This is a genomic window from Frankia sp. CgMI4 (assembly GCF_001756285.1).
GTDB lineage: Bacteria > Actinomycetota > Actinomycetes > Frankiales > Frankiaceae > Frankia > Frankia casuarinae.
The window spans coordinates 91,386-114,353 of record NZ_MAQZ01000060.1 but is presented as its reverse complement, the minus strand read 5'-3'; the positions used below and the strand labels follow the sequence as shown (position 1 = coordinate 114,353).

Here is a 22,968-nt window from a genome sequence, read left to right as displayed (position 1 = left end):
GTGGGGCGGTGGGCCGACGGCTGCGGTGGGTCCCGAGGAAGGAGAGGTGCGGGAGTGCGGGTCACGGGCCGTGTGCAGGTGTGGCTGCCGAAAAACAGCGGCTATGCCTCCGAAGACGCGACGATGGTGAGCACGGCGCGCCGGCGGGCGGCCGTCGCGGATGGCGCGTCGGAGGGGGTCGACGTGCGGCGGTGGGCAAACCTGCTGGTCACGCGATACGTCAACGCGCCGCCGCCGATCGGGGCCTCGGCCGAGGGCATCTACGAATGGTTCCGCGAGACGATCAGGATCTGGAACCTGAGCCCGCCGACGGTCGATCCCGACGACTGGCGGTTCCAGGGCGTCGGTGCGACGGAAGCGGCGTTCGCCACGTTTCTTGGGCTGCAGTTCAGGAGCGAGGAGAACGAACACGACGGCCGGCTGGAGTGGGAGGCGATCGCGGTCGGCGACTCCTGCCTGGTCCGGGTGCCCTCGCCGAAGGCCATCCTGGCGGGCGCGCAACCCGAGTTCTTCCCGTACTCCGCATCGGCAGCCTTCACGAGCACCCCCGACCTGGTGCCCAGCGACCTCGGGCGGGCCCGTCGGCTCGCGCCGACCGGGGAGGGCTGGCCGGTGCGGGTGCGGCGGGGCTTCGCCGAGGCGGGGGAGGTCTTCCTGCTCGGCAGCGACGCGATCAGCAAGTGGCTCTACACCCTGCCGTGGACTGATCCGGAGGTTTGGCGGCGACTTCCCGACCTACGCAAGCCGAACCTGGAGGGGCTCGCCCACCAGCTCAAGGACGCGGGCGAGATCGACCACGACGACCTCACGCTGGTGGTGCTCCGGGTGCGCGAGGACCCGCGGAGGTGACGCACGGGCGTGGATCCTAAACGACGGCCGGGCGCCACCCTCGCCGAGACGGATGGACGCCCGGCCGTGGCCGGTCCGCGGGATCGATCAGCCGGCCCTGCGCTTCTCGATCGCCTCGATGAGCTGCGGGACGACGTTGAACAGATCGCCGACCAGCCCGTAGTCCGCGAACTCGAAGATCGGCGCTTCCGGGTCCTTGTTGATCGCGACGATCGTCTTGGACGTCTGCATCCCGGCCCGGTGCTGGATCGCGCCGGAGATGCCGACCGCGATGTAGAGCTGCGGGGACACCGTCTTGCCGGTCTGCCCGACCTGGTTCTGGTGCGGGTACCACCCGGCGTCGGTAGCGGCACGCGACGCGCCGACCGCGGCGCCGAGGGTGTCGGCCAGCTTCTCCACCAGGGTGAAGTGCTCGGCGGCGCCCAGACCGCGACCACCGGAGACGACGACCTGGGCCTCGGTGAGGTCCGGGCGGCCGGACTTCGCCTCGACGACGCGGTCGACGATCTTGGCTCCCTTCGCGGCGTCGGAGATCGCGATGTCCACCGTCTGYTCGGACGGCGTCACCGGGGCGGCCTCGGGCGCCGTCGAGTTCGGCCGGACGACGACCACCGGAACACCCTTGACGACCTTCGACGTGACGATCGTCGAGCCGCCGAAGATACCCTGGGTGGCGACCAGATCGGGGGTCAGCGCGACAGCGTCCCAGATCAGGCCCGAGTCGGTCTTCGCGGCGACGCGGGCCGCGATCTCCCGCGAGTCCGCGGTGGCGGCGACCAGAACGGCGGCCGGCGACGCGTCCGCGACCAGCTTGGCCAGCACCTCGGCCGCCGGCGCGCCCACGTAGCCGACGACGTCCTCCGACTCGACGACGTAGACCCTGGCGGCGCCATACTGCGCGAGGTACTCCTTGGCCTTCGCATAGGTGCCCGGCGCTCCGAGGAACACCGCGGCGGCCTCGCCGAGCGAACGGGCGAGCGTCAGCAGTTCCGCGGTGACCTTCTTGGGTTCACCATCGGCGTGCTCGACGAGCACGAGAACTTCAGCCATCGGACAAAACCCCTCAGATAAGCTTCTGCGCCGCGAGGAACTCCGCGACCTTCGTGCCGCCGTCGCCCTCGTCCTTGACGATCGTGCCACTCGACCGCGGCGGCGCGGGCTCCGAGGCAACGACCGTCGACGTGGCGCCGGCCAGCCCGACCGCACCGGCGTCCAGACCCGCGTCCGCGGCGGACAACGTCGTCAGCGGCTTCTTCTTGGCCGCCATGATGCCCTTGAACGAAGGGTAACGCGGCTGGTTGATCTTCTCGACCACGGCGACCACGGCCGGCAGGCTTGCCTCGACCAGGGCGTAGCCGTTGTCGGCGAGACGCTCGATCGTGACCTTACCCGCGGCCGGATCCACCGTGACCTTGCGGGCCTRGGTGAGCTGGGGAAGGGCCAGCCGCTCCGCCAACAGGGCACCGATGACGCCGCCACGGGCATCGGAAGCCTCGCTGGAGGTGATGACGATGTCGGGTGACAGCGTGGAGATCACCTTCGCCAGCGCGGCGGACGTCGCCAGCGCGTCCGACCCGTGCAGCAAGTCGTCCGTCAGGTGCACGGCCTTGTCCGCGCCCATCGACAGGGCCTTGCGGATCGTCTCGGCCGCCTTGGCCGGTCCCATCGTGACGACGGTGACCTCGCCCCCGTGCGCTTCCTTGATCTTCAGGGCCTCTTCGACCCCGTACTCGTCCATCTCGTTCATGACGCTGTCGACACTCTTACGGTCGACGGTCTTGTCCGCGGCGTCGAGCTTCTTCTCCGCCCAGGTGTCAGGAACCTGCTTGACGGTAACGACGATGTTCACGCGTTGGGGCCTCCGTAGCCAACATCCGATGTCAGTCCCTTGACATCGTCGCATCTGGGGCGCTCACGCGCTCAATGATCGACGACGTGACGCGGACCGCAGTACGCCCCTGACCTGGACAGCCGGGCCGAAACCGGGCGGCAACTACGCTCCGTTATGGAGCCTAGTCCGTCCGCGCCCATCTCCGGCCCTCCAGCGCTCTCGGGGCGCGCGGAGACACGCCATGCAGATGTATGTGCAGAAAATGGATCCGCCACTTTCCGTAATGATTGAGATATTCCGCACGTTCTTTTACCGACCATCCGGGGATCCGCTAGAGGCATCGGCCCCGACTGGTCGTGCATTCCGGCCGGGTTATGCACACCCTCTTCCTTGCAACGTGACTTCTCGGCTACTTTCTGCCCAAGAGGTGCGCAAGGCACCGACATTATGGATTTAAGCCATCTTTACCTCGACGGGGGACACATGTCGAATACGTCGTCCGGAGATCCCTCTCCCACGACCCAGTTCGAGCGTCTGCTGCGGGAGGCCGGGGTATCCGACACCCGGTTCGCCCGGCAGGTGAACGCCCGCGCCCGCCATCAGCGCCGGATCGAGCTGGGCCTGGCCAGRACCACCGTCGGTCACTGGCGTCGCGGGATGCGGCCGCGTGACCCGATGGTCGCCGAACTTGCGGCGGCCGAGATATCCGCGGCCCTGGGATACCCGGTCCGGCCGGTGGATCTGGGCTGGCGCGGGGAGTCCTATGAACGCGACGACCTCGGGCTGTCGAGCTCGAACGCACCCACCGAGACCCTAAGCACCCTTGCCGGACTATCGGGACGAGACATGCGGCGACGCGACCTGTTGCACGACGGAACGGCCTTTATCGCATCGGCCTTCGCCGATCCGGTCCTCTCCAGCCTCACCGGAGTGGTTGACCGGGTCGCCAGGCCGGAATCAACGGGAGCCTCCGCCGGCGCCGTGATCCGGGATATGACCGAGACCTTCCGCCGGCTGGACGYAAAGTTCGGCGGCGACGAGATCCGGCCTCAGGTCGTCGCCTTTCTGCACGACCGGACCCGGGCCGCCCGGGAGGGGCGGCCGAGCCCCGACCTGTTCAGTGCGCTGGCCGAGCTGACCCAGTTCAGCGGGTGGCTCGCCCAGGACAGCAACCGGCAGGCCCTCGCGCAGCGCTACTACATCCAGGCCCTCAGCCTCGCCGAGCACGCCGACGACGCCATGCTCGCCGGCCGGGTGCTGTCCGCGATGAGCGACCAGGCCGCCCGGCTGGGCCATCCCCGGCAGAGCCTCGCCCTGGCCCGGGCGGCCCTCGGCCGCGCGGTGCGGCACTCCTCGTATGCCGTGCAGGCCATGCTGCACGACAAGCATGCCTGSGCACTGGCACGCAACCGTGACGAGGCCGGTTGCATGGAGGCCCTGGACAAGATGGACCGGGCGATCGCGCGCAGCGACGGGGACGAMGGACCGTCCTGGGCCGGCCACTACAACGCCGGCGACGTCGCCGAGTGCCATGGTCACTGCCTGTTACTGCTGGGCCGCGCCCGACCGGCCGAGACGAAACTGCTCGAGGCCCGGAGCCTGCAGGGCGCGGCGCGCGCCCGAACCCGCAGCTACGCCGAGGCCGACCTCGCCTTGGCCTACCTGCGCCGACCGACTCCGGACCTGGAGGCCGCCCTGGAGGCGGGCTACCGAGCCGTCGCCGTCGCCGGGCAGCTGTCGTCCTCTCGGGTCACCGAGAAGCTGCGGGAGCTGGACCGTGAGCTCGACACGCACCCGACGGTGGCGGTCCGCGAATGGCACGAACGGGCGCGCCCGCTGGTCGGCGCCGCGGCCGGCGCCACAGCCGCCACCTGACCAGTCACCGATAGCCGCCGCACGGGCGCCGACGGCTCCCGGCCCCGGCAAGCTACGGCCATCGGCCCCACCGTTACCGACCTCTCACCACCGAACGGGCCGTCCGGGAGCACCCGCCTCCCGGACGGCCCTGTCAGCCGGGCACTCTGGTGAAGTGAGTTCCGCGCAGGAGTCCGGTTCCGCCGTGCCGGATACCGACCCCACCTCCCGGCACAAGGACATCCCGGTCGCCGCCCCGGAGCCCCGGCCGCACCCGACCTTCCCGGTCCGCCCCCTGGTCGTGATCGTCGCGTGGGTCGCGGCGGCCGGACTCGGGGGGATCGCCCTCGGCCGGTTGGCCCATCTCGACGATGCGGTGGGCTGGCCCTACTCCGCGATCAACGCCGGGACCGAACTGCTCTACCTCCCGGCCTACGCCACCGTGGCGGTGGCCTTCGCGCTCCGTCGCAACCTGCTGATGATCATCTCCATGGCCCTGATCGCCATCCATCTGTTCTGGACCCTGCCCGAGGTTTTCCCCGGCGGCGCCGAGGAGGCCCCGCAGGGTGCCGCGCGCCTGCGGGTGATGTCGGCGAACCTGCTCTACTACAACGACCACGCCGACCGGCTGGGCGCGCAGATCCGCGCCGCGAACCCGGACGTGCTCGTCCTCGTGGAGCTCTCCCCGCTCACCCTGGCGCGGGTCACCTCGTCCGGAGCGCTGGCGAGCTACCGGTACCGCGAGGTGCACCCGGAGCCGGGTGCGTTCGGCGCCGCCGTGTTCTCCCGCTTCCCGCTGCACGACGCCGCGGCCCCGATCGTCGGCGGAGCAATGTCATTGCGGGCCACCGTGGAGGTGGATGAGCGTCGACGCTTCGTCGTGTACGCGGTGCACACGATCTCACCGACGACCAGCGCCTACACCGACCGCTGGCGGACCCAGCTCGACACGCTGCGCGCGCAGCTCGAGCACGCCACGCTGCCGGTCGTCATGGCCGGCGACTTCAATGCCACCCGGGACCACCGGCCGTTCCGTCGGCTGGTGAACTCGGGGGTACGCGACGCGCACGACGTCGTCGGCGGCGGATGGCAACCGACCTGGAACTCCAAGAGCCTGATCCTGCCGCCCGTGCTGCGCATCGACCACGTGCTGGCCTCACCCGCGTTCGCGGTGACGGGTTTCGAGGTCGGCGGCGACTTCGGCAGTGACCATCGGCCGGTCATCGCCGACCTGGCCATGCGGTAACCCCCGGATGGCGCCTTCGGCGCAATCCGGGGACCCCTACCACAGACACCGCACGGGGTCTCCGTCGAATCGCCTCCGGCGATCCTCCTGGGACAACCATCGCGCGCCTTCGGCGCAATCCGGGGACCCCTACCACAGACACCGCACGGGGTCTCCGTCAGCGGCCGATGAAGTCGGCCTTGCCGGGCCCGCTCTCGAGGAAGGACTCCATTCCGATCCGCCGGTCCTCGGTGGCGAACAGCCCGGCGAACAGCGCCGCCTCCAGACGTAGCGCCTCGGCCAACGCGATCTCCGCGCCGTCGTCAACCGCCTGCTTCGCCGCCGCGAGCGCCATCGCCGGGCCGTTCGTGTACCGGCCCGCGATCCGCTTCGCCTGCACGTACACCTCACCCGCGGGAACGACGGCGTCGGCCAGACCGATCTCCGCTGCCTCGGCCGCCCGGACCTGCCGGCCGCTGAAGATGAGGTCCTTGGCGCGGGACGGGCCGATCAGGCGCGGCAGCCGCTGGGTGCCCCCCGCGCCGGGGATCACTCCGAGCAGGATCTCGGGCTGGCCGACCCGGGCGTCCTCGGCCAAGACCCGCACGTCCGCGCACAGGGCAAGCTCCAACCCGCCGCCCAGGGCATAGCCCGTCACCGCGGCGACCACGGGCTTCGGGATCCGGGCCACGACCTCGAAGGTGGAGTTCAGATCGCCCACCCAGGTGGATACCTCGGCGTAACCCATCGGCGCCATCTGCCGGATGTCGGCCCCGGCGGCGAACACCTTTTCCCCGCCATAGAGCACCACCGCGCGGACGTCCGACCGCCGGGTCGCCTCGACCGCGGCGGTCCGCAGCTCCGCGGCGACCGTGGAGTCCAGCGCGTTCATCGGCGGCCGGTCTAACCGGATGGTGCCGATCCCGCCGTCAACCTCGAGCCGCACCACACTCATCCGCGTTCCTCCCGCTTCAGGCCCTCGATGACCGGCGAGGCGTCCGGCGCCCCGGCGTTCCCCACCCCGTCCGACCCGCCGAGATCGTCGACGGTGCCGGCTTTGAGGATGGTTTCGATGTCGCTGTAGATGTCGGTCGCCACGATAGGCCGACACCCGCTGATCTTCATCAATCATCTCCAGATCGGGTTCGGGGATCGCTCGGTTCCACCCGGCGCACTAGCCCATAGCAGGAAATAGCGGACATTGCCAACGGTCGGCCGCCGGCCGGTCCCCTCTCACGCCCGGAACCTGCCGACCGCCGGAACCTGCCGCGCAACTCCTGAGAGTTGACGGGCCTTCGTGGTAGACCGGGGGGGCAGCGTGTGACCGTGCTGTTCGTCCCGAGCCGACCCAGGAGGAGCCGTGACCGACACAGGTGTCAGCGTCTCGACCGGTCTCGAGAACGTCGCCGATCTCGAGGCGACCCTGGAGAGTCTGCTGTCGGTGGAGCGTTTCGACCCATCGGCGGCCTTCACCCGGCGCCTGCCGATGGACGCCGACCGGGCCGCCGCCGAGGCGGACCCGAACGCGTTCTGGGCTCGCAARGCCGAGGAGCTGCTGACCTGGCACACGCCGTTCACGCAGGTACTCGACGACTCGAACCCGCCCTTCTACACCTGGTTCGCGGACGGGATGCTGAACCTGTCGGAGAACTGCCTGGACCGGCACGTGGCGGCCGGGCGCGGCGAGCGGGTGGCCTTCCACTGGCACGGGGAGGAGGGGGAGCGGCGCACCGTCACCTATGCGGACCTGCTCGCCGACACCCAGCGGCTGGCGAACGGGCTGCGTTCGCTCGGCGTGCGCGCCGGCGACGTGGTCGGGATCTTCCTGCCGATGATTCCCGAGGTGGCCGTCGCGATGCTGGCCTGCGCCCGGATCGGCGCGGTCCACAACGTGGTCTTCGKCGGTTTCGCGCCGTCCGCGGTCCGGGAGCGGATGGAGGTCTCCGACGCCAAGGTGCTGATCACCGTGGACGGCGCGCGGCGCAAGGGACGGACGGCGCCGGTGAAGGCCGCCGTCGACGCGGAGCTCGGTGACCTCCCGGCGCTGGGGCACATTGTGGTCGTGTCCGGGCCGGGCGGTACCGGGGCGCCGATGACCGCGGGCCGGGACGTCTGGTACCACGAGCTGCTGGCCACGGCGGCGCCCGACTGCCCGCCGGAACCGCTGTCCGCGGAGCATCCCCTGTTCATCCTCTACAGCTCCGGGTCGACCGCGAAGCCGAAGGGGATCCTGCACACGACCGCGGGTTACCTGCTCGGCGCCACCTACACTCACCGGGCGGTCTTCGACATCGACCCGGACACCGACGTCTACTGGTGTTCCGCGGACGTCGGCTGGATCACTGGGCACTCCTACATCGTCTACGGCCCGCTATCGAACGGCGTGACCAGCGTGATGTACGAGGGGGCGCCGGACTACCCCGACTACGACATCTGGTGGCGGCTCATCGAGGAGTACAAGGTCACCGTGTTCTACACGGCGCCGACGGCGATCCGTACGTGCATCAAGTGGGGCGCGCGGTATCCCGGTCGGCACGACCTGTCCTCGCTGCGGGTACTCGGYACGGTCGGGGAACCGATCAACCCGAAGGCGTGGTTGTGGTACCACGTGGTCATCGGCGGTGGTCGCTRCCCGATCGTCGACACGTGGTGGCAGRCCGAGACCGGCTCCGCGCTCATCTCGCCGCTGGCCGGCGTCACGTCGACCAAACCGGGTTCGGCGACCCTGCCGCTGCCCGGTATCAGCCCGGCGCTGCTCTCGGAGGACGGCGAGCCGGTCACTGAGGGCACCGGAATCCTGGTGATCACCAAGCCGTGGCCGTCCATGCTGCGCACCCTTTACAAGGACGACGAGCGATTCGTCAAGACGTACTTCTCCCGCTTCGGCCCGTCAACCTACGTCGTCGGCGACGCCGCACGCCTCGACGCCGACGGCTACTTCTGGATCATCGGGCGGATCGACGACGTCATCAACGTGTCCGGGCACCGGCTGTCCACCGCGGAGGTGGAGTCGGCGATCGTCGCCCATGAGGCCGTCGCCGAGGCGGCGGTGGTCGCACAGTACGACGAGCAGACCGGCCAGGCGATCGTCGCGTTCGTGACGCTCGCCGGTGACCGCTCGGGCGACGAGGCCACCGAGGCCGAGCTGCGCGAGCACGTGGCCAGGCGGATCGGCAAGCTCGCCCGGCCGCGGCGGATCATCTGGGCCGACGACCTGCCGAAGACCCGGTCCGGCAAGATCATGCGCCGGTTGCTGCGTGACATTGCCGAAGGCCGGGAACTCGGCGACGTCACGACCTTGCGCGACCCCGCGGTGATGGCCGCGCTCACGGCCAAGGTGGGCACCGCCCGAGACAACGAGTAAGGGYGGTTCCGGTCCCCGATTCCGGACAATTCTGGCTGTCATCGGGTCGACATGACAGTTGTTTCCCGGYCGGGACCAGCTGGCCGCACCCGGGTGTGTCGACGTCGCCGGCACTGTCTAGGCTCACGTCTTCGTGAGAGCCCTCCGACGGTTCACCGTCCGTGCGCAGCTCCCCGGGCAGCTTGCTCCACTGGGGGAACTAGTCCTGAATCTTCGCTGGTCCTGGCATCCCGAGACGCTGGACCTGTTCGAGTCTGTTGATCCGGAGCTCTGGCGGGCGACGAAGGGAGACCCGGTCCGCCTGCTCGGCGAGGTGGATCATAACCGGCTGCTCGCGCTGGCCGCCGACCGCCGGTTCGTGCGCCGACTCACCGACGTCGCGGACGACCTCCAGGAGTACCTGACGGCCGATCTGTGGTATCAGCAGCGGAAGGCCGAGGGCGCCCCGTCGGCGATCGCCTACTTCTCCCCGGAGTTCGGTATCACCGAGGTGCTGCCGCAGTACTCCGGCGGCCTCGGCATCCTCGCCGGGGACCATCTCAAGACCGCGAGCGACCTCGGCGTGCCGATCATCGGCGTCGGCCTGCTCTACCGGGCCGGGTACTTCGTGCAGTCGCTGTCCCGGGACGRCTGGCAGCAGGAACGGTACCCGGGCATCGATCCGCACGGGCTCCCCCTGACCCAGCTGACCGATACGGCGGGGATGCCGGTGAAGGTGGCCGTCGGGCTGCCCGAGGGTCGCACGCTGCACGCGCAGATCTGGAAGGCGCAGGTCGGACGGGTCCCRCTGCTGCTGCTCGACTCGGACGTCGAGGACAACCAGCCGGCCGAGCGGGGGGTGACCGACCGGCTCTACGGCGGCGGAACCGACCACCGGCTGCTCCAGGAGATGCTGCTGGGCATCGGGGGTGTCCGCGCGCTGCGCGMCTACGCCGCGGTGACCGGGACTCCGGAGCCCGAGGTGTACCACACCAACGAGGGGCACGCGGGCTTCCTCGGCCTGGAGCGGATCCGGGAACTCGWCGAGAACGGGCTCAGCTTCGACGAGGCGCTCCAGGCCGCCCGCGCCGGCACACTGTTCACCACCCACACCCCTGTCCCCGCCGGCATCGACCGGTTCCCTCGCAGCCTGGTCGCCCGCCATTTCGGCGGGGACAACGGCTGGCCCGGCGTGCCGGTCGAGCGGATCCTGCAGCTCGGGGTGGAGGCCGACCCCAACGTCTTCAACATGGCCCACATGGGCCTACGGCTCGCACAGCGTTCGAACGGCGTCAGCAAGCTGCACGGCATCGTCAGCCGGGAGATGTTCGCGGGGCTGTGGCCCGGCTTCGACACCGCCGAGGTCCCGATCGGCTCGGTGACCAACGGGGTGCACGCCCCGACCTGGGTGTCCCGGCCCATTATCGAGCTTGCTGACCGCGAGCCCGACCCGGGCCTGCTTTCCGACGACGCGGCCGGATTCGAGAAGATCTCCACGTTGCCCGACGAGGTCGTGTGGGCCGCCCGGCGGCAACTGCGGGAGCGCCTCGTCACCGAGGTCCGCCGCCGGCTGCGGGCCTCCTGGCTCGAGCGCGGCGCGGCACCYGGTGAGCTGGAGTGGGTGGAGTCGGTTTTCGACCCGGACATCCTCACGATCGGTTTCGCCCGGCGTGTGCCGTCCTACAAGCGGYTGACCCTCATGCTGCGGGACCGTGACCGGCTGCGCCGGCTGCTGCTGCACCCGCAGCGGCCGATCCAGATGGTCATCGCCGGCAAGGCGCACCCCGCCGACGACGGCGKCAAGCAACTCGTCCAGCAGATTGTCCAGTTCTCCGACGACCCGGCCGTGCGGTCGCGCATCGTCTTTCTCCCCGACTACGACATCGGGATGGCGCGCTTCCTGTACTCCGGATCGGACGTTTGGCTGAACAACCCGCTGCGTCCGCTGGAGGCGTGCGGCACGTCGGGGATGAAGGCCGCGCTGAACGGCTGCCTGAACCTGTCCATCCGGGACGGCTGGTGGGACGAGATGTTCGACGGCCAGAACGGCTGGGCGATCCCGACCGCGGACGGGGTCGAGGACCCCGACCGGCGCGACGACATCGAGTCCGCCGCCCTGTACGACCTGTTGGAGAACACTGTCGCCCCCCGCTTCTACGACTCGGAGCCCGGCGACGGCATCCCGCGGCGCTGGGCCGCGATGGTCAAGCACACCCTGTCGGCCCTCGGTCCTCAGGTCCTGGCCAGCCGCATGGTCCAGGAGTACGTCGAGCGCTACTACGTGCCGGCCGGTGTCTCGGCCCGGGCCRCCGCCGCCAACGGCTTCGCCGGAGCCCGGGACCTGGCCGCCTGGAAGAGCCGGGTGCATGCCGCGTGGCCCGGGGTCCGCGTGCTCAACGTCGACTCCGCTGGTCTCGGTGACACCCCTCAGGTGGGCCAGTCGCTGGTGGTGCGGGCCACGGTCGACCTCGGTGAGCTGGCACTCGGGGACATCGACGTCCTCGCCTCCTACGGCCGGATCGACCAGACCGACCGGATCCTGGATCCTTCGACGCTGTTCCTGCAGCCGGTTGGCGAAGGGGAGGGCGGTTACCGCTACGAGGGCACCATCCCGCTCGGGCGCACCGGACCCTTCGGTTACACGGTGCGGGTGCTGCCCCGGCACGCACTCACCGCGAGCATCGCCGAACTGGGCCTGGTCACCAATCCTTAGGGGTCCCCACACCGCGGGGAAGCCGCCGTGCCGGGGGGATGGGCTCGTAGGACGAGCACGCTGTGGCCCAGCACGGTCAGGGACTCGCCGCCGACGTAGCTGGTTCCCGGTACCGCGACGGTCGCCGGGAATCCGGCAAGATCGTCGTCGGCGGTATTGAGCAGCAGGTCGTGGCGGGCCGCCCAGGGAGCACCGGGCAGGGTGACGACGGTGTCGCCGCGATCCGGGTGGAACACGTACACCAGGCCAGCGCCGTGGGCCGGTAGATCGTGCGTTCCCCGCCCGCCGGCAGGATCCTCATCGACGGGGCTGCCGGCGACGGGGCTGCCGGCGACGGGGCTGCCGGCGACATGGGCCACGAGCGTCTCGACCTGCGGGGCGTTCCAGTCCGCCACCGACATCACCGCCCCGTCCGCACGGAACCAGGTGATGTCCGCGAGTCGCCCGGGTGCCGACTGGCCGCCGTGGAAGAACCGCCCGCGGCGCAGCACGGGTTCGGCGGAACGCAGTGCCGCCAACCCGCCCACCAGCCGACACAGCGCCGGGTCGGGGCCGGCCGGGTCGGGGTAGGCGTGGTCCGGCTCCGCGACGTCCTCCGGTCCGGTGACGCCTTCCGGTCCGGTGACGTCCTCCGGTCCCACGAGGTCGGTCGGCCAGTCGAGCCAGGACACCGCGTTGTCCTGGCAGTAGGCGTTGTTGTTGCCGCCCTGCGAGCGACCGAACTCGTCGCCGGCGAGCAGCATCGGGACGCCCGTGGACAGCAGCAGCGTCGTGATCAGTCCCCGGCGCACCCGGCGGCGGATGRCCAGGATCGCCGGGTCGTCGGTCGCACCCTCCATCCCGTGGTTCGCCGAGCGGTTGTCCGCCTCGCCGTCCCGGTTGCCCTCGCCGTTGTCCTCGTTGTGCTTCTCGTTGTAGGAGACCAGATCGGCCAGGGGAAAGCCGTCGTGGGCGGTGACGAAGTTGATCGATGCCCAGGGGCGTCGGCCGCCGTGCTCGAACAGGTCCGACGAGCCGGACACCCGATAGCCCAGATCGGCGACGCCGCTGGTGTACCTGTTCCACACGTCGCGCACGGTGTCACGGAACCGCCCGTTCCACTCCGCCCAGGGTGCCGGGAACCCCCCCACCTGGTATCCGCCCCAGCCGACGTCCCACGGCTCGGCGATCAGCTTCACCGTGGCGAGGATCGGGTCGGCGTGGATGGCGGTCAGCAGGCTTGCCGCGGGGTCGAAGGCGTCGGGATTGCGGGCGAGCGCGGTGGCGAGATCGAACCGGAACCCGTCGACGCCCATCTCCGTCACCCAGTACCGCAGCGAGTCGCAGATCAGCCGCACGACGTGCGGTGAGGACGTGTTGAGGGTGTTGCCGCAGCCGGTCACGTCACGGTAGCGCCGGGGATCCATCGGCTCTACCCGGTAATAGGTCGTGTTGTCCAGGCCACGCAGGGACAGCGTCGGGCCCCGCTCGCTGCCCTCGGCGCTGTGGTTGTAGACGACGTCGAGTATCACCTCGATGCCGACGGCGTGCAGGGCTGCGACCATCGCCTGGAATTCGCCGATCGGATCGTCAGTGGCCGCGTACCCGGCATGAGGGGCGAAGAAGGCCAGGGTGTTGTAAGCCCAGYAGTTGATTTTTCCGCGCTCGAGCAGGGCCGGTTCGGAGACCGAGGCGTGCACCGGCAGCAGTTCGATCGCGGTGACGCCGAGCCGGCGCAGGTGYGCCAGGACGCTCGGGTGGCCGAGCCCGGCGTATGTCCCGCGTAACCGTGGCGGCAGGTCCGGGTGACGTTTCGTGAGCCCGCGTACGTGCGCCTCGTAGATGATCGTGTCCGACCAGGGGATGGTGGGCCGGTTGTCCGCCGGGTGTACGCCGTGACCCGTCAAACCGCCACTCCCGGATCCGGGGTCCCCGATCCCTGGGTCCCCGAATCCGGACTCCCTGGTCCCGGCGGAGCCCCGCTGCGCCCGCCCGGGCCCGGTCACGACGCAGCGGGGCACGAAAGGTGCGGAGTCCCGCGGGTCCGRTTCGAAGCCGTAGGGGTCGCCGCCACCGAACCCGTAGATCGCCGGGTCCGTGCGCAGCGTCCCGGCTACCGATCGGGTGTAGGGGTCGACCAGCAGCTTCGCCGGGTTGTACCGCTGGCCCCGCTCCGGGTCATAGGGACCGTGTGCCCGCAGGCCGTAACGCTGACCGGGGCGGACGCCAGCCAGATAGCCGTGCCACACCCCGCCGTCACGCTCCGGAAGTCGAWGGCGTGTCTCGCGGCCGTCGGCATCGAACAGGCAGAAGTCGACCGCCTCGGCCCCGGGGGCGACGACGGCGATGTTCACCCCGGACCCGTCCCAGGTCACGCCCAGTGGCACCGCGCACCCCGGCGCGAGCCCGGAGGCGGTCGGCGCCGGTACGCCCGGGGATGCCGCTATGTCCGGTGAGACGGTGGTCTTCACGGTGTCGGACACCTTGGCGACGCTAACCGATCCCCTTCTCCGGAGCACGGGAAACACGGTGGCCGTGGAACAGGCCGGGGATGACGTCAAAAGAAGGGGGACGGCTGCGCGGACGGGGACGGCTGCTAGGGCGCAGGGGTGGCGTGGACCCCCCCTACGTCCGGCCTCGACTGGCCGCGTACAAGGCTGTGGCCCACGTCGCACTCAACCAGGCAGATGAAGCCCGGTCAGCCCTGACGTGAAGCCCGGTCAGCCCTGACGGTGATGCAAACGAGCCGGACAACCCTGCCGCCCTATCCCGCCGCCGCGGCCTGGGAGGAGAGCGAGGAACTGATCTGGGCGGCTATGGCCCTGGCTGAACTTGGYGATTCCTCCGAAGTTCAGCCTCGCGTCACCGAAGCCCTGTCGGGCCTACCGACTCTCTCTCACCAGGCTCGCGCGAATGCCCTGTTCGCGGGGGCGCACGCCCAAGTAGACGATCCGGCGGCAGCGGCAGCGGGAGGACTCGCCGCGCTCGACGCGAACGCGGCGTGGCCATCCGCATCGGTCGTCGGCAGGGTGCGTCGGCTATCTGTGGCACTTCCGTCCGGGCCGGGCGCGCCTGCCGAGGTAGTCAAGTTGCGCCGAGCTCTCAGCACCGCACCCCCGCACGTTGCGGATAACGCCGCCGTCTGACCTTCCCGAGCCTGGTGTGCTACGCCGGACGCACGGTTACAGTTCCGGCGGTCCTGGTACCGACGTGGGTGTTCCGCCGCTACCGTTGATGCGGGTAGGGATCGATGGGAGACGGAGAGCAACAGGAGGCGGCGTGGTRCAAAGACCTAAGCACCGGGATAAACGGGGTAACACGTCCGGCGGATCAAGCACCGGGCGTTCCGGGACGAAGCGCGGCGGGACAAAAAACACCGCCGACCCGGACGACATGGTCAACCAAGGCCCACTCACCTGCCCGACGTGCGGCGGCTCCGGGCGGGCCGGCCGCCCGACCGCTGAACTCGACGCGGACGGCATGTTCGACGGTCAAGGTAAGGACAAGTGCACCAGCTGCGACGGCACCGGGAAGCAGAAAAGGTGAGTGATGAGCCGTGATGAGCCGTCAGCCCAGGACAACACCCCCGAGGGGCCAGACGTGATCATTCTGGAGTGTCCGAAGTGCCGGCGCGCCCAGGCACAGGCCCGCGCGAACGCCCGGAAGGGCAATCGGGACCGGGACGGCCTCCCGAATCTCAACCTCCAGGCGGTCCCTGACCGCTGCCCCCACTACCGGGACGTCTGGACGCCTGGGATGGGCCCCGGTTCCGATCCGCTGCCGCCGCCGGGCACGCCGGAGGAGCGCCGCCAAGGCCCGGTCTGACCGGGCCCGGAAGTCGCGCGAGGAGGTTCAGCGACTCCCGGCGGCGATCTCGGCCCGGACCCGCGCGACGAACGCCGCCAGCACCTGTTCGCCCGCGAGCACCCCGGCCGCGGCGGTGACGGTGACATTCGGGCCCGACCAGCCCAGCTCGTGCAGCTCACCGTGGGCCGGACGGATGGCGTGGTCGGCCGCCGCGAGCATCGGGACGTCGAGCACAGAGTCCCCCGCGGCCAGCAGCCGGGCGGTACCGGCACGGCGGGCGACCTCGACCACCGCGCGCTGCTTGGTCAGGACCGATGGGACGAAGTACACCTTCCGCCCCTGCACCGACATCGCCCAGCCCGCGGCCCGCGCCGTCTCGGCCTCCCCGGTCAGGTCGGGAATGCCAGCGCGGTCGTGGGCGACGAGGTAGACGAACARCCCGTCGGCGACCCGCACGAGCCGGGCCCAGCCGCCGGCGGCGGACCGCTCGGCGAGCGCCACCATCTCCGCCAGGGGGGCGCAGGCGGCGGCGGCCTCGGCAGCCACGTCCGCCGCCCAGGCCGGATCGGGAACCCCGTCGACCAGCAGGTGCCCGCCGTTGGCCGCGATCGCGTAGCGCGGCCGGACCCCGAGCTCGACCCGCGCGTACTGGGCGAGGGTGCGGGTGGTGACCGGGACGAGGACGGCGAGGTCGTGCAACTCGGCGAGCAGGGCCAGCGACCGCGCCGTCGCGAACGAGATCGGCGCTCCGTCGAGGCGTTCGACCTCGACGAGCTCCGGTGCGGGCCGGTCGTCGRCCAGCAGCAGCGAGTGCCGGGAAAAGATCAGCGTCTTGTCCAGGTCGCAGGCCAGCAGATGACGCGGCCCGGACGCGGCGGACGGACCGGCCGTCACGGGGGACGAGTCGGCCGTCACAGGACGTCCGGGCGCCAGCGCGCGTTCGGGGTGTGGAAGACCGGTGCCGCGCCGACCGGGCGGACCAGCCCCACACAGGAGAATGGCAGGTCCGCCAGCTCCTGGACCTCGACGTCGCGGTCGGCGGCCAGGGCCAGCACGTGCGTCAGCTCGTCGAGCCGGTCGGGGGCGACGAGGATGCGCCAGGGCACCCGGCGCAGCAGGACCCGGGTCGTCTCCCCCACCCCCGGCTTCACCATGACCACGTCGGGGATGTCGAACGCGGCCGCGATGCGCTCCACCGCCGCCCAGCCCGCCCAGGTCGGACTGCGGTCGGCGGCCCACAGCCGCGGCCAGGTCTCGGCGACCTCGTCGGCCACCTCGGGGAAGTGGGCCGCCACCGTCTCGACGAAGTGCCGGGACAGATCGTGCGCCGCGAGTTCGGCGTAGTACTTCGCACCGTGGAAGTCATCAGGACCGATGTGCTCGGCGTTGAGGACGGTCCGGCTGACCAGCCCGCTCACMGTCGAGTTCAAGCARGCGCTCKGGATGAGGAAGTCGTCGCGGGTCCCGTAGAGCGGCACGCACCGAGCCGGGTCGGCCAGCACGGCGAGGGTGTCGTCCAGCCCGAGCCGGGCCACCGCGTCGGTCAGCACCCGGGTCATCACCCCCTTGCCGGTCCAGCCGTCGACGAACTGGATCACCTTCCGGTCGTGCCGGGAGGTGAGGTAGCGGATCGCGTTCAGGTCCACGCCGCGATCCTTGATCACCGAGATCGCGTAGTGCGGGGTGTCGAGCCCGTGGCGCCAGCCGTACCAGCGCCGCATCAGGATCCCCACCGGGGTACCGGCCCGGGCGATCGAGGCCAGGACCGGCTCGGGCTTGGTGACCCGTACGAGCTCCGCCACGAGGCCGGTGGCGAGCGCGACCCGGCGGGCCGACCGGTCCAGCGCCCGGTGGTAGAGCTCCAGGTAACCGGCGTCGGGTTGGTACTCGACCGGCAGGTCCTCGGAGTAGTGCCGGCCGGCCTGCATGGCCTCCTCACGGTCCTCGGTGGGCCGCTCCAGGGCGACCGCGCTGAGGTCGGTCAGCAGGAAGGTCACGTCCGCCGGATCGTATGAACCCGAGCCGACGGTGCCGGTGAGCGCGGGATCCACCGCGCCGATCCCGCTCACCGGGCATCCCCGGGCGCACCGGTGAGCGGTCCGGCGGCGGGCGGCGCACCGGTCGGTCGAGGGGACGGCCGGTAGGAGGGCTGGTAGGAGGGCAGTGTCAGCACCGTGACCGGAGCGCATCGGCGTAGCTGAGTAAGCATGCCGTGGAGGCCGGTATCCGCACGGGGAGAGCTCCGGTCCGCCCCCGGGGCGACGTCCGGGACAGAGTCGACGACCCGGACAGAGTCGACGACCACCACGATGTCGTCGTACATCCCGGGCCGGACGTTGTAGACGTGGCTGGCCCGGCCCGGGTCGTCCGGCGCGGGAAAGGTGAGGGCGGCGCGGATGGCGTAGCCGTCGACGTCGACGGGGTGGACCGGCGAACGCGTCGTGGACTGGTAGCGGATCTCACCCGGACTCGTCCGGGCCAGCGCGTCCGCTATCCGCATCGGCGTGTACATCAGTTCCTCCGTCCCGAGCACGAGCGTGCGACCCGCGGGCCGGGTCAGCGCGGCCAGTACCGTCGCGGCGACCGGCGGCACGACCTCGTCGAGGCGGTGGCGGTCGGTCGGCGACCAGCGATGACGGCCACCGTCAGGCAGGTCGGACGGCCAGTCGGCCACCAGCCGGCGGACCGGGTGGGCCACCAGCGCCCCCGTCGCCCGCGCCGCGTCCCGACCGCCCGCGCCCCCGGCGAACCGGGCGCGGATCCGCGCGGCCCGGTCCGCGATCTCGGCCGGCACGGTGACGGTGGCCGTGAGCGGGGCGACGACATCCAGCCGGACCCCGAGCTCGCCGGCGAGATCGGCGAACGCGGCCCGGGCCGCGGGCGGACGGGCGTCGAGCAGCGTGGCAACCACGTAGTGCTCGCGCGGGGCGTGGGCCTGCAGGATCCGGATCGTGCCGAGGGCGGTACGCCCGGTCGACAGCTCGTCGTCGACGAGCACGATCGGCGCGCCGCACCGCAGGATCTCGCGGTCCTCGGGCATCAGCCAGTGGTGGGTCGCGTGGGAATGGGACTCCACGAACTCGAGGATCGGCGTGACACCGGGCAGCGGCCGCCGGGTGGTGTGCAGGTAGTGGCTCGCCGGGAGACCGTCGGCGACCGCGTGCCCCAAGGCCGTCGCGGTCTCGCAGTAACCGATCACGATCGGGCCGGTCCGCRGGCCCCCGGGCTGCTCGGCCGACGAACCCTGCACCGGCGGGTCCGCAACCCGCKGGTCCGCAACCCGCTTTCCGGCCTCCTCGAAGCCGGGCAGTGCCCGGACCAGCGCGGCAACCCCGGCCCCGGCCGCGAGCGCCTCGGCCGGTGCCACCGGCAGATGCTTGCCGAGCACCCGGCTGACCAACAGGTGCGCCCGGCGTGGGTTGCGGCGCAGGGCGAGTCCCACCAGGGCGTGCAACCCCTGGCCCGCCACGTCCGCGGTGACCTGGACATCAAGGCCCAGCTCGGTCCACAGCCACATCCCCGCGGGGGCGGCCGCTGGGCCGCGGGCGGGCGCGGGCGCGGGCGGGTGAGGGATGGGCGCGCCGGTGGGGGCGTCCGTCCCCGCCGTCGCCGTCATCGGGCATTCCACTGGTCGAAACGACCGTGCGTCGCCGCCAGCACCTCGACGAAGGTGTCGCCCTCGCGCAGGACACCGAACGCGCGCGCCCGGCGGATCACCACCTCGGCCCAGGCCCGGTGCGGACGCAGCTCGTTCATCTTGTTYGCGTAGCTGCTCGGCCGTACCCCGCCGGCATCCCCGTCAAGGACGGTCTCGGCATCGGTGTACTCCTCCTGGGTGACGACGTGCAGCGCGTGCACGGCGGGCACGTGGCTGGGGTGGATCACCGTCTTGCCGATCAGGCCGTTGGCCTTGTCCAGAACAACCTCCCGGATCAGCCGGTCGAGGTMCGCGGAGACCAGTTCGCTGCGCATCCGGATCGCTTCCTCCCCGCCGTCGACGCGGTCCGCCTGCGCGAACGGGGTCACCCGCAGCGAGCTGACGAAGAGCCGTTCCGGCTGGGCGAAGTACTCCCACACCGGTCCGGTCACGACGTGGTCACCGCCCCGCGCGCAGATGTTCACGATGTCGGCGATGCAGTCCCGGACGACGGCGATGTCGTAGATCGTCAGGTCGCGGTCACGGCGCAGCCCGAACAGCCCGCACAGGTCCGTCGCACCGAGCCGGATCGCCAGCACCTGGTCGGCGTGCTTGTCGACCAGCCGCCGGACCGCCGACAACGCCTCCACCCGGGTCTCCCGGTTGATGACCTGCGGGCTCTCCAGCACCGGCATAGTCCACAGCGGACGACCAACCGTCTCGGAGGCCCGCAGCACCGCCTCCATCGCCRCCTCGCCACCCTCCTCGGCGAACTTGGGCAGCACGAACCCGGCGAGACACCCGACTCCGGCCGGCCCGAGCCGGTCGACAAGATCCGGGATCTGCCCGACCGCGCGGACCCGGACGAACAGCAGCGGCATCGCGCCCGCGGCCCAGGGGGGCTCCRCCGCGAGCGCGCGCAACGCGGCGACGACGTTGGCCTCGGCTGCGGCCACCTCGGTGTCGGCGATGGAGTCCTCCAGACAGAGAACCATCGAGGTCACCCCCGCCGCGGTCTGTCTGCACACGTCCGATGCCAACCGGGGGCGCGTCCCCGGGGCGTAGAGGGTCGCGCCGAGCGCGGTGGCCAGCAGATGACGATCATCATTCACGGTGATGTCCTCCGGCGGCCGGAGGAACAGCGCGTCAACCGTCTCGGGGCCTAGAAAGGCGAAGTGGCGCAAGCAGCGTTCTCCTCGTCGAAGGCAGGGGCGTCGTTCGACGAGCATCCCGAAACGGTGCGCGCCGACCGAAGCCGGCAAGATCGTGAAACGTTGCCTCTCGGTGACGGTACCTGGCGAAAGGCATCCGACGACAGCCCGCGGGAACTGACAGCCAGCCGACACACGGCGGCCATCTCGGCGCCATCTACGGGGCGCCGATCTGCGGCGCAGCGTCCGCGAGCGGCCAGCCACCAGCCGGCAGCGGGCGGCAGCGGGCGGCGCCCGCCGGCCTGATCGGGAACGGGTGGTCCGGGAACGGATGACCCGGGAACGGGTGGTGGGCCGCGGAAGGCTGTGTCGCCCGCGGCCCACCACTCCCGGCCGACCCTCGATCGACCCCCACTAATGCGACTAACTGGCGCCGGATCCGAAGAGCTTCTTGTACATGGCGGCCGCCTTCGGGTTCTGACCGCCGTTCGTGATGGTCGAGCAGACGTTTCCGGGAGTGGGGTCGCTGAAGTAGGCGTCGTATCCCATCACGTCGCTGGCCGCCTTGAAGGTGTCGAACATCTTCTGGATGTAGAAGGGATTGTCGCCACCGCCGTCACCGCTGCAGGAGGCCACCCCCCATTCCCCGACGCCGACCTTCTTCCCGTGTTCCCGGGCGAACCTGATCACGTAGCACAGGCCGTTGACGTCCTCGCACTGCTTGTTCCACGTCGCCTCGTCCTTCGACGGGGGGAAGTGGTCGTAGGCGTCGATGCCGACATAGTCCACGTACTCGTCGCCGGGGTAKGCGCCCCAGGGACTGTTGCCGCTGGGTACCGGGGAGGCGTGCGCGTTGAAGGTCCAGTCGATCTTGACTTCGGAGTCGGTGGACCGGATGGCGGTCGCGATTTTCCGGAAACAGTCCCGGAACACCGTCGGGTCGGCGTCCGTATGCCAGTACATGAACGTTCCGTTGAACTCCCAGCCGATCCGGATGATGGAGTCCGCCCGGCCGTGCGCCACGAGGAAGCTGCCGAGCTTCTTCCATTCGGAGTCGTACTCGCCTCGGGCACAGGCGGCGTTGTCGCCCTGGCCCTTGGGGAATGTCGGCTGGCTGATCAGMAGCTTGCCCTGGAAACCCTTGAAGAGATCCACCGGCCAGGCCGGCTCCACCAGCCCGCCCCAACCCTGGTCGCGGCTCGTGTAGACGTGGACGATGTCGTTCGGCCGGCCGCGCCAGTCACCGAACTCGACGAGCTGCGCGAGCTGATGCGACTGGAACCCCGACAGCCACGGCAGKCCCGACCTCGTCCCACCGGCGCCGGTGCCCGTCGATCCCGTACCGGGGGTCGGTCTCGACCCGGACGGGGTCGCGGTCGGCGTTGCGGTCGGCGTTGCGGTTCTCCTGGTGGGGGYGGTCGAGCTGGCGCTCGCGGACGGCGCGGGGGACGGCGACGCGGACGCCGAACCGGCGGCGGACGGGGACGGCGCGGGCGAGACGGCCGGGCTCGGCGAGGTGCCCGCGGACGTGTCCTGCTGCCTGGGAGACGGCGATGTCGAGGGCGCCGTCTTCACCACCGGTTCATCGGGAAGAGCCGGAGCGGCCTGGAACGCCCGGGCGGCCGCCTCCGGTCCGGTCACATCAAGAGCGTCGGTCGCCGTGGCCGTGCCCTGGGTGGCCTTGACGTTGACGGTTCCCGCGAAGTCCGCCGGCACCCGGAAGCCGAGGATGAAACGGCCGTCGGCGTCCGCCCGGGTGAGCGCGCTGCCGCCCAGCTTGGCCGTCTCCGCCACGACGGTGACATCATCACCCGCGGTAAAACTGCGGCCACCGACGAGCACGATGTCCTGGTCGAAAAGGACGAGGGTGATCCGGCTGCGCGCCTGCGGGCTCAGCGTGGTGAGTGGAACGCCCTGCGCGCGGCCACTGCCCGCGTCGCCCCCCGCCCGGCTGGATCCGCTCGTCGCGGATGGCGACACGGCCGGAGTCGGCGACGGTGACTTTCCCGCGGCGCGGGCCAGCGGGGTGACCGCCTGGAGGAGACCCACCACGAACACGGCTATCAGGCCGATCCGGGCTCCGGTCCGGACCCGGCGCTGGGTGTGGATCCGGCCGCTGCGGGGTCGTCGATGGGCTGAGGGAATCGGCTGGCCGACCGGAGGGGCGGGTCGGCCGCGGATGATCGAGGCCATGCTCGCGCGCTGCCTTTCGGTGTTGGCGTGACATGCTCCCGTCGGATCACCCGGCGCGCGACGGCGGAGCATGGCCGGACCACGACCCACGATGGGGCGTCCCCTCCGAGCGGACCGCTCGCACGGCAACCGCTCAGCGCTCCACCGGACTCGACCCGTGCCTCACCAGGCGAGTCGACCGGGCACCGTCAGGTGCCCGTCCGTGAAMCCAACCGTCTCCGACCTCGCAGCCGGAACGATTCGACAGGTGCTCCACCCAGGTAACCGATACACACCTGGGCGGTACTGGGACTAGGAGTGATGAGGCCAATCGTAAACGGCGCATCCCAGCCAAKGAACAGCACCCTCATGAATACTTTCCGTAGTAGCGCATATGTTGTAGATCT

At 70.8% G+C, this 22,968-nt stretch carries 16 protein-coding genes; 6 read left to right on the top strand and 10 right to left on the bottom strand.

Annotation, left to right across the window (positions count from 1 at the left end; translation table 11 throughout):
* Window positions 1–54 precede the first annotated feature (54 nt).
* Window positions 55–849, top strand: coding sequence for a hypothetical protein (locus Manayef4_RS09045; RefSeq protein WP_023841113.1), 795 nt, complete (start codon window positions 55–57; stop codon window positions 847–849).
* An 87-nt stretch (window positions 850–936) separates the two neighbouring features.
* Here the strand turns inward: Manayef4_RS09045 and Manayef4_RS09040 are convergent, their stop codons facing one another.
* Together Manayef4_RS09040 and Manayef4_RS09035 are read right to left on the bottom strand one after the other, a co-directional pair.
* On the bottom strand, window positions 937–1,899 hold the full coding sequence (locus tag Manayef4_RS09040; RefSeq protein WP_011438034.1) for an electron transfer flavoprotein subunit alpha/FixB family protein: 963 nt from the start codon (window positions 1,897–1,899) through the stop codon (window positions 937–939).
* 13 nt (window positions 1,900–1,912) lie between these two features.
* Window positions 1,913–2,698, bottom strand: a complete 786-nt coding sequence (locus Manayef4_RS09035) for an electron transfer flavoprotein subunit beta/FixA family protein (RefSeq protein ID WP_070131286.1) — start codon at window positions 2,696–2,698, stop codon at window positions 1,913–1,915.
* Between the two features lie 465 nt (window positions 2,699–3,163).
* Here Manayef4_RS09035 and Manayef4_RS09030 point away from each other — a divergent pair, with 465 nt between their 5' ends.
* Together Manayef4_RS09030 and Manayef4_RS09025 are read left to right on the top strand one after the other, a co-directional pair.
* A complete protein-coding gene (locus Manayef4_RS09030) occupies window positions 3,164–4,555 on the top strand; it encodes a transcriptional regulator (protein ID WP_070131285.1) in 1,392 nt (463 codons plus the stop codon).
* 184 nt (window positions 4,556–4,739) lie between these two features.
* Window positions 4,740–5,780 carry an endonuclease/exonuclease/phosphatase family protein gene (locus Manayef4_RS09025; RefSeq protein ID WP_023841111.1) on the top strand — a complete coding sequence of 347 codons (1,041 nt, stop codon included), beginning with the start codon at window positions 4,740–4,742 and terminating at the stop codon, window positions 5,778–5,780.
* A 157-nt stretch (window positions 5,781–5,937) separates the two neighbouring features.
* On the opposite strand, the gene Manayef4_RS09020 is transcribed toward Manayef4_RS09025, so the two are convergent.
* The gene (locus Manayef4_RS09020; protein ID WP_011438038.1) at window positions 5,938–6,714 is read right to left on the bottom strand and encodes an enoyl-CoA hydratase-related protein; all 777 of its coding nucleotides are present in this window, start codon (window positions 6,712–6,714) and stop codon (window positions 5,938–5,940) included.
* Window positions 6,711–6,857: a hypothetical protein gene (locus Manayef4_RS24885; protein WP_157858550.1), complete on the bottom strand. Its 147-nt coding sequence runs from the start codon at window positions 6,855–6,857 to the stop codon at window positions 6,711–6,713. Before Manayef4_RS24885 ends, Manayef4_RS09020 begins: the two co-directional genes overlap by 4 nt.
* 262 nt (window positions 6,858–7,119) lie before the next feature.
* Here Manayef4_RS24885 and acs point away from each other — a divergent pair, with 262 nt between their 5' ends.
* Complete coding sequence (gene acs / locus Manayef4_RS09015) at window positions 7,120–9,123, top strand: acetate--CoA ligase (RefSeq protein ID WP_070131284.1); 2,004 nt, start codon at window positions 7,120–7,122, stop codon at window positions 9,121–9,123.
* Window positions 9,124–9,256: 133 nt separating this feature from the next.
* Window positions 9,257–11,815: an alpha-glucan family phosphorylase gene (glgP, locus tag Manayef4_RS09010; protein ID WP_070131283.1), complete on the top strand. Its 2,559-nt coding sequence runs from the start codon at window positions 9,257–9,259 to the stop codon at window positions 11,813–11,815.
* On the opposite strand, the gene glgX is transcribed toward glgP, so the two are convergent.
* Complete coding sequence (gene glgX / locus Manayef4_RS09005) at window positions 11,812–14,181, bottom strand: glycogen debranching protein GlgX (protein WP_254665547.1); 2,370 nt, start codon at window positions 14,179–14,181, stop codon at window positions 11,812–11,814. The genes glgP and glgX overlap by 4 nt on opposite strands.
* A 1,162-nt stretch (window positions 14,182–15,343) precedes the next feature.
* Between glgX and Manayef4_RS09000 the strand changes: the two genes are divergently transcribed.
* Window positions 15,344–15,619, top strand: coding sequence for a hypothetical protein (locus Manayef4_RS09000; protein ID WP_023841106.1), 276 nt, complete (start codon window positions 15,344–15,346; stop codon window positions 15,617–15,619).
* A 27-nt stretch (window positions 15,620–15,646) separates the two neighbouring features.
* Here the strand turns inward: Manayef4_RS09000 and Manayef4_RS08995 are convergent, their stop codons facing one another.
* From Manayef4_RS08995 to Manayef4_RS08975, 5 genes are all read right to left on the bottom strand, one after another.
* Entirely contained in the window at window positions 15,647–16,495 is an 849-nt protein-coding gene (locus tag Manayef4_RS08995; RefSeq protein WP_070131299.1) for a sucrose-6-phosphate hydrolase, read from the bottom strand.
* Window positions 16,496–16,512: 17 nt separating this feature from the next.
* On the bottom strand, window positions 16,513–17,670 hold the full coding sequence (locus Manayef4_RS08990) for a cysteine protease StiP family protein (protein WP_139140048.1): 1,158 nt from the start codon (window positions 17,668–17,670) through the stop codon (window positions 16,513–16,515).
* A complete protein-coding gene (locus Manayef4_RS08985) occupies window positions 17,667–19,217 on the bottom strand; it encodes a phosphoribosyltransferase family protein (RefSeq protein ID WP_070131281.1) in 1,551 nt (516 codons plus the stop codon). The genes Manayef4_RS08990 and Manayef4_RS08985 overlap by 4 nt, the downstream gene beginning before the upstream one ends.
* Window positions 19,214–20,422: an HpcH/HpaI aldolase/citrate lyase family protein gene (locus Manayef4_RS08980; RefSeq protein WP_070131297.1), complete on the bottom strand. Its 1,209-nt coding sequence runs from the start codon at window positions 20,420–20,422 to the stop codon at window positions 19,214–19,216. Before Manayef4_RS08980 ends, Manayef4_RS08985 begins: the two co-directional genes overlap by 4 nt.
* A 390-nt stretch (window positions 20,423–20,812) precedes the next feature.
* On the bottom strand, window positions 20,813–22,582 hold the full coding sequence (locus tag Manayef4_RS08975) for a glycosyl hydrolase (protein ID WP_175443348.1): 1,770 nt from the start codon (window positions 22,580–22,582) through the stop codon (window positions 20,813–20,815).
* Window positions 22,583–22,968 lie beyond the last annotated feature (386 nt).

Coding starts and splice junctions, on each gene's coding strand:
- Manayef4_RS09000 (WP_023841106.1), top strand. CDS start 15,344: ATGAGCCGTGATGAGCCGTCAGCCCAGGACAACACCCCCGAGGGGCCA.
- Manayef4_RS09020 (WP_011438038.1), bottom strand. CDS start 6,714: ATGAGTGTGGTGCGGCTCGAGGTTGACGGCGGGATCGGCACCATCCGG.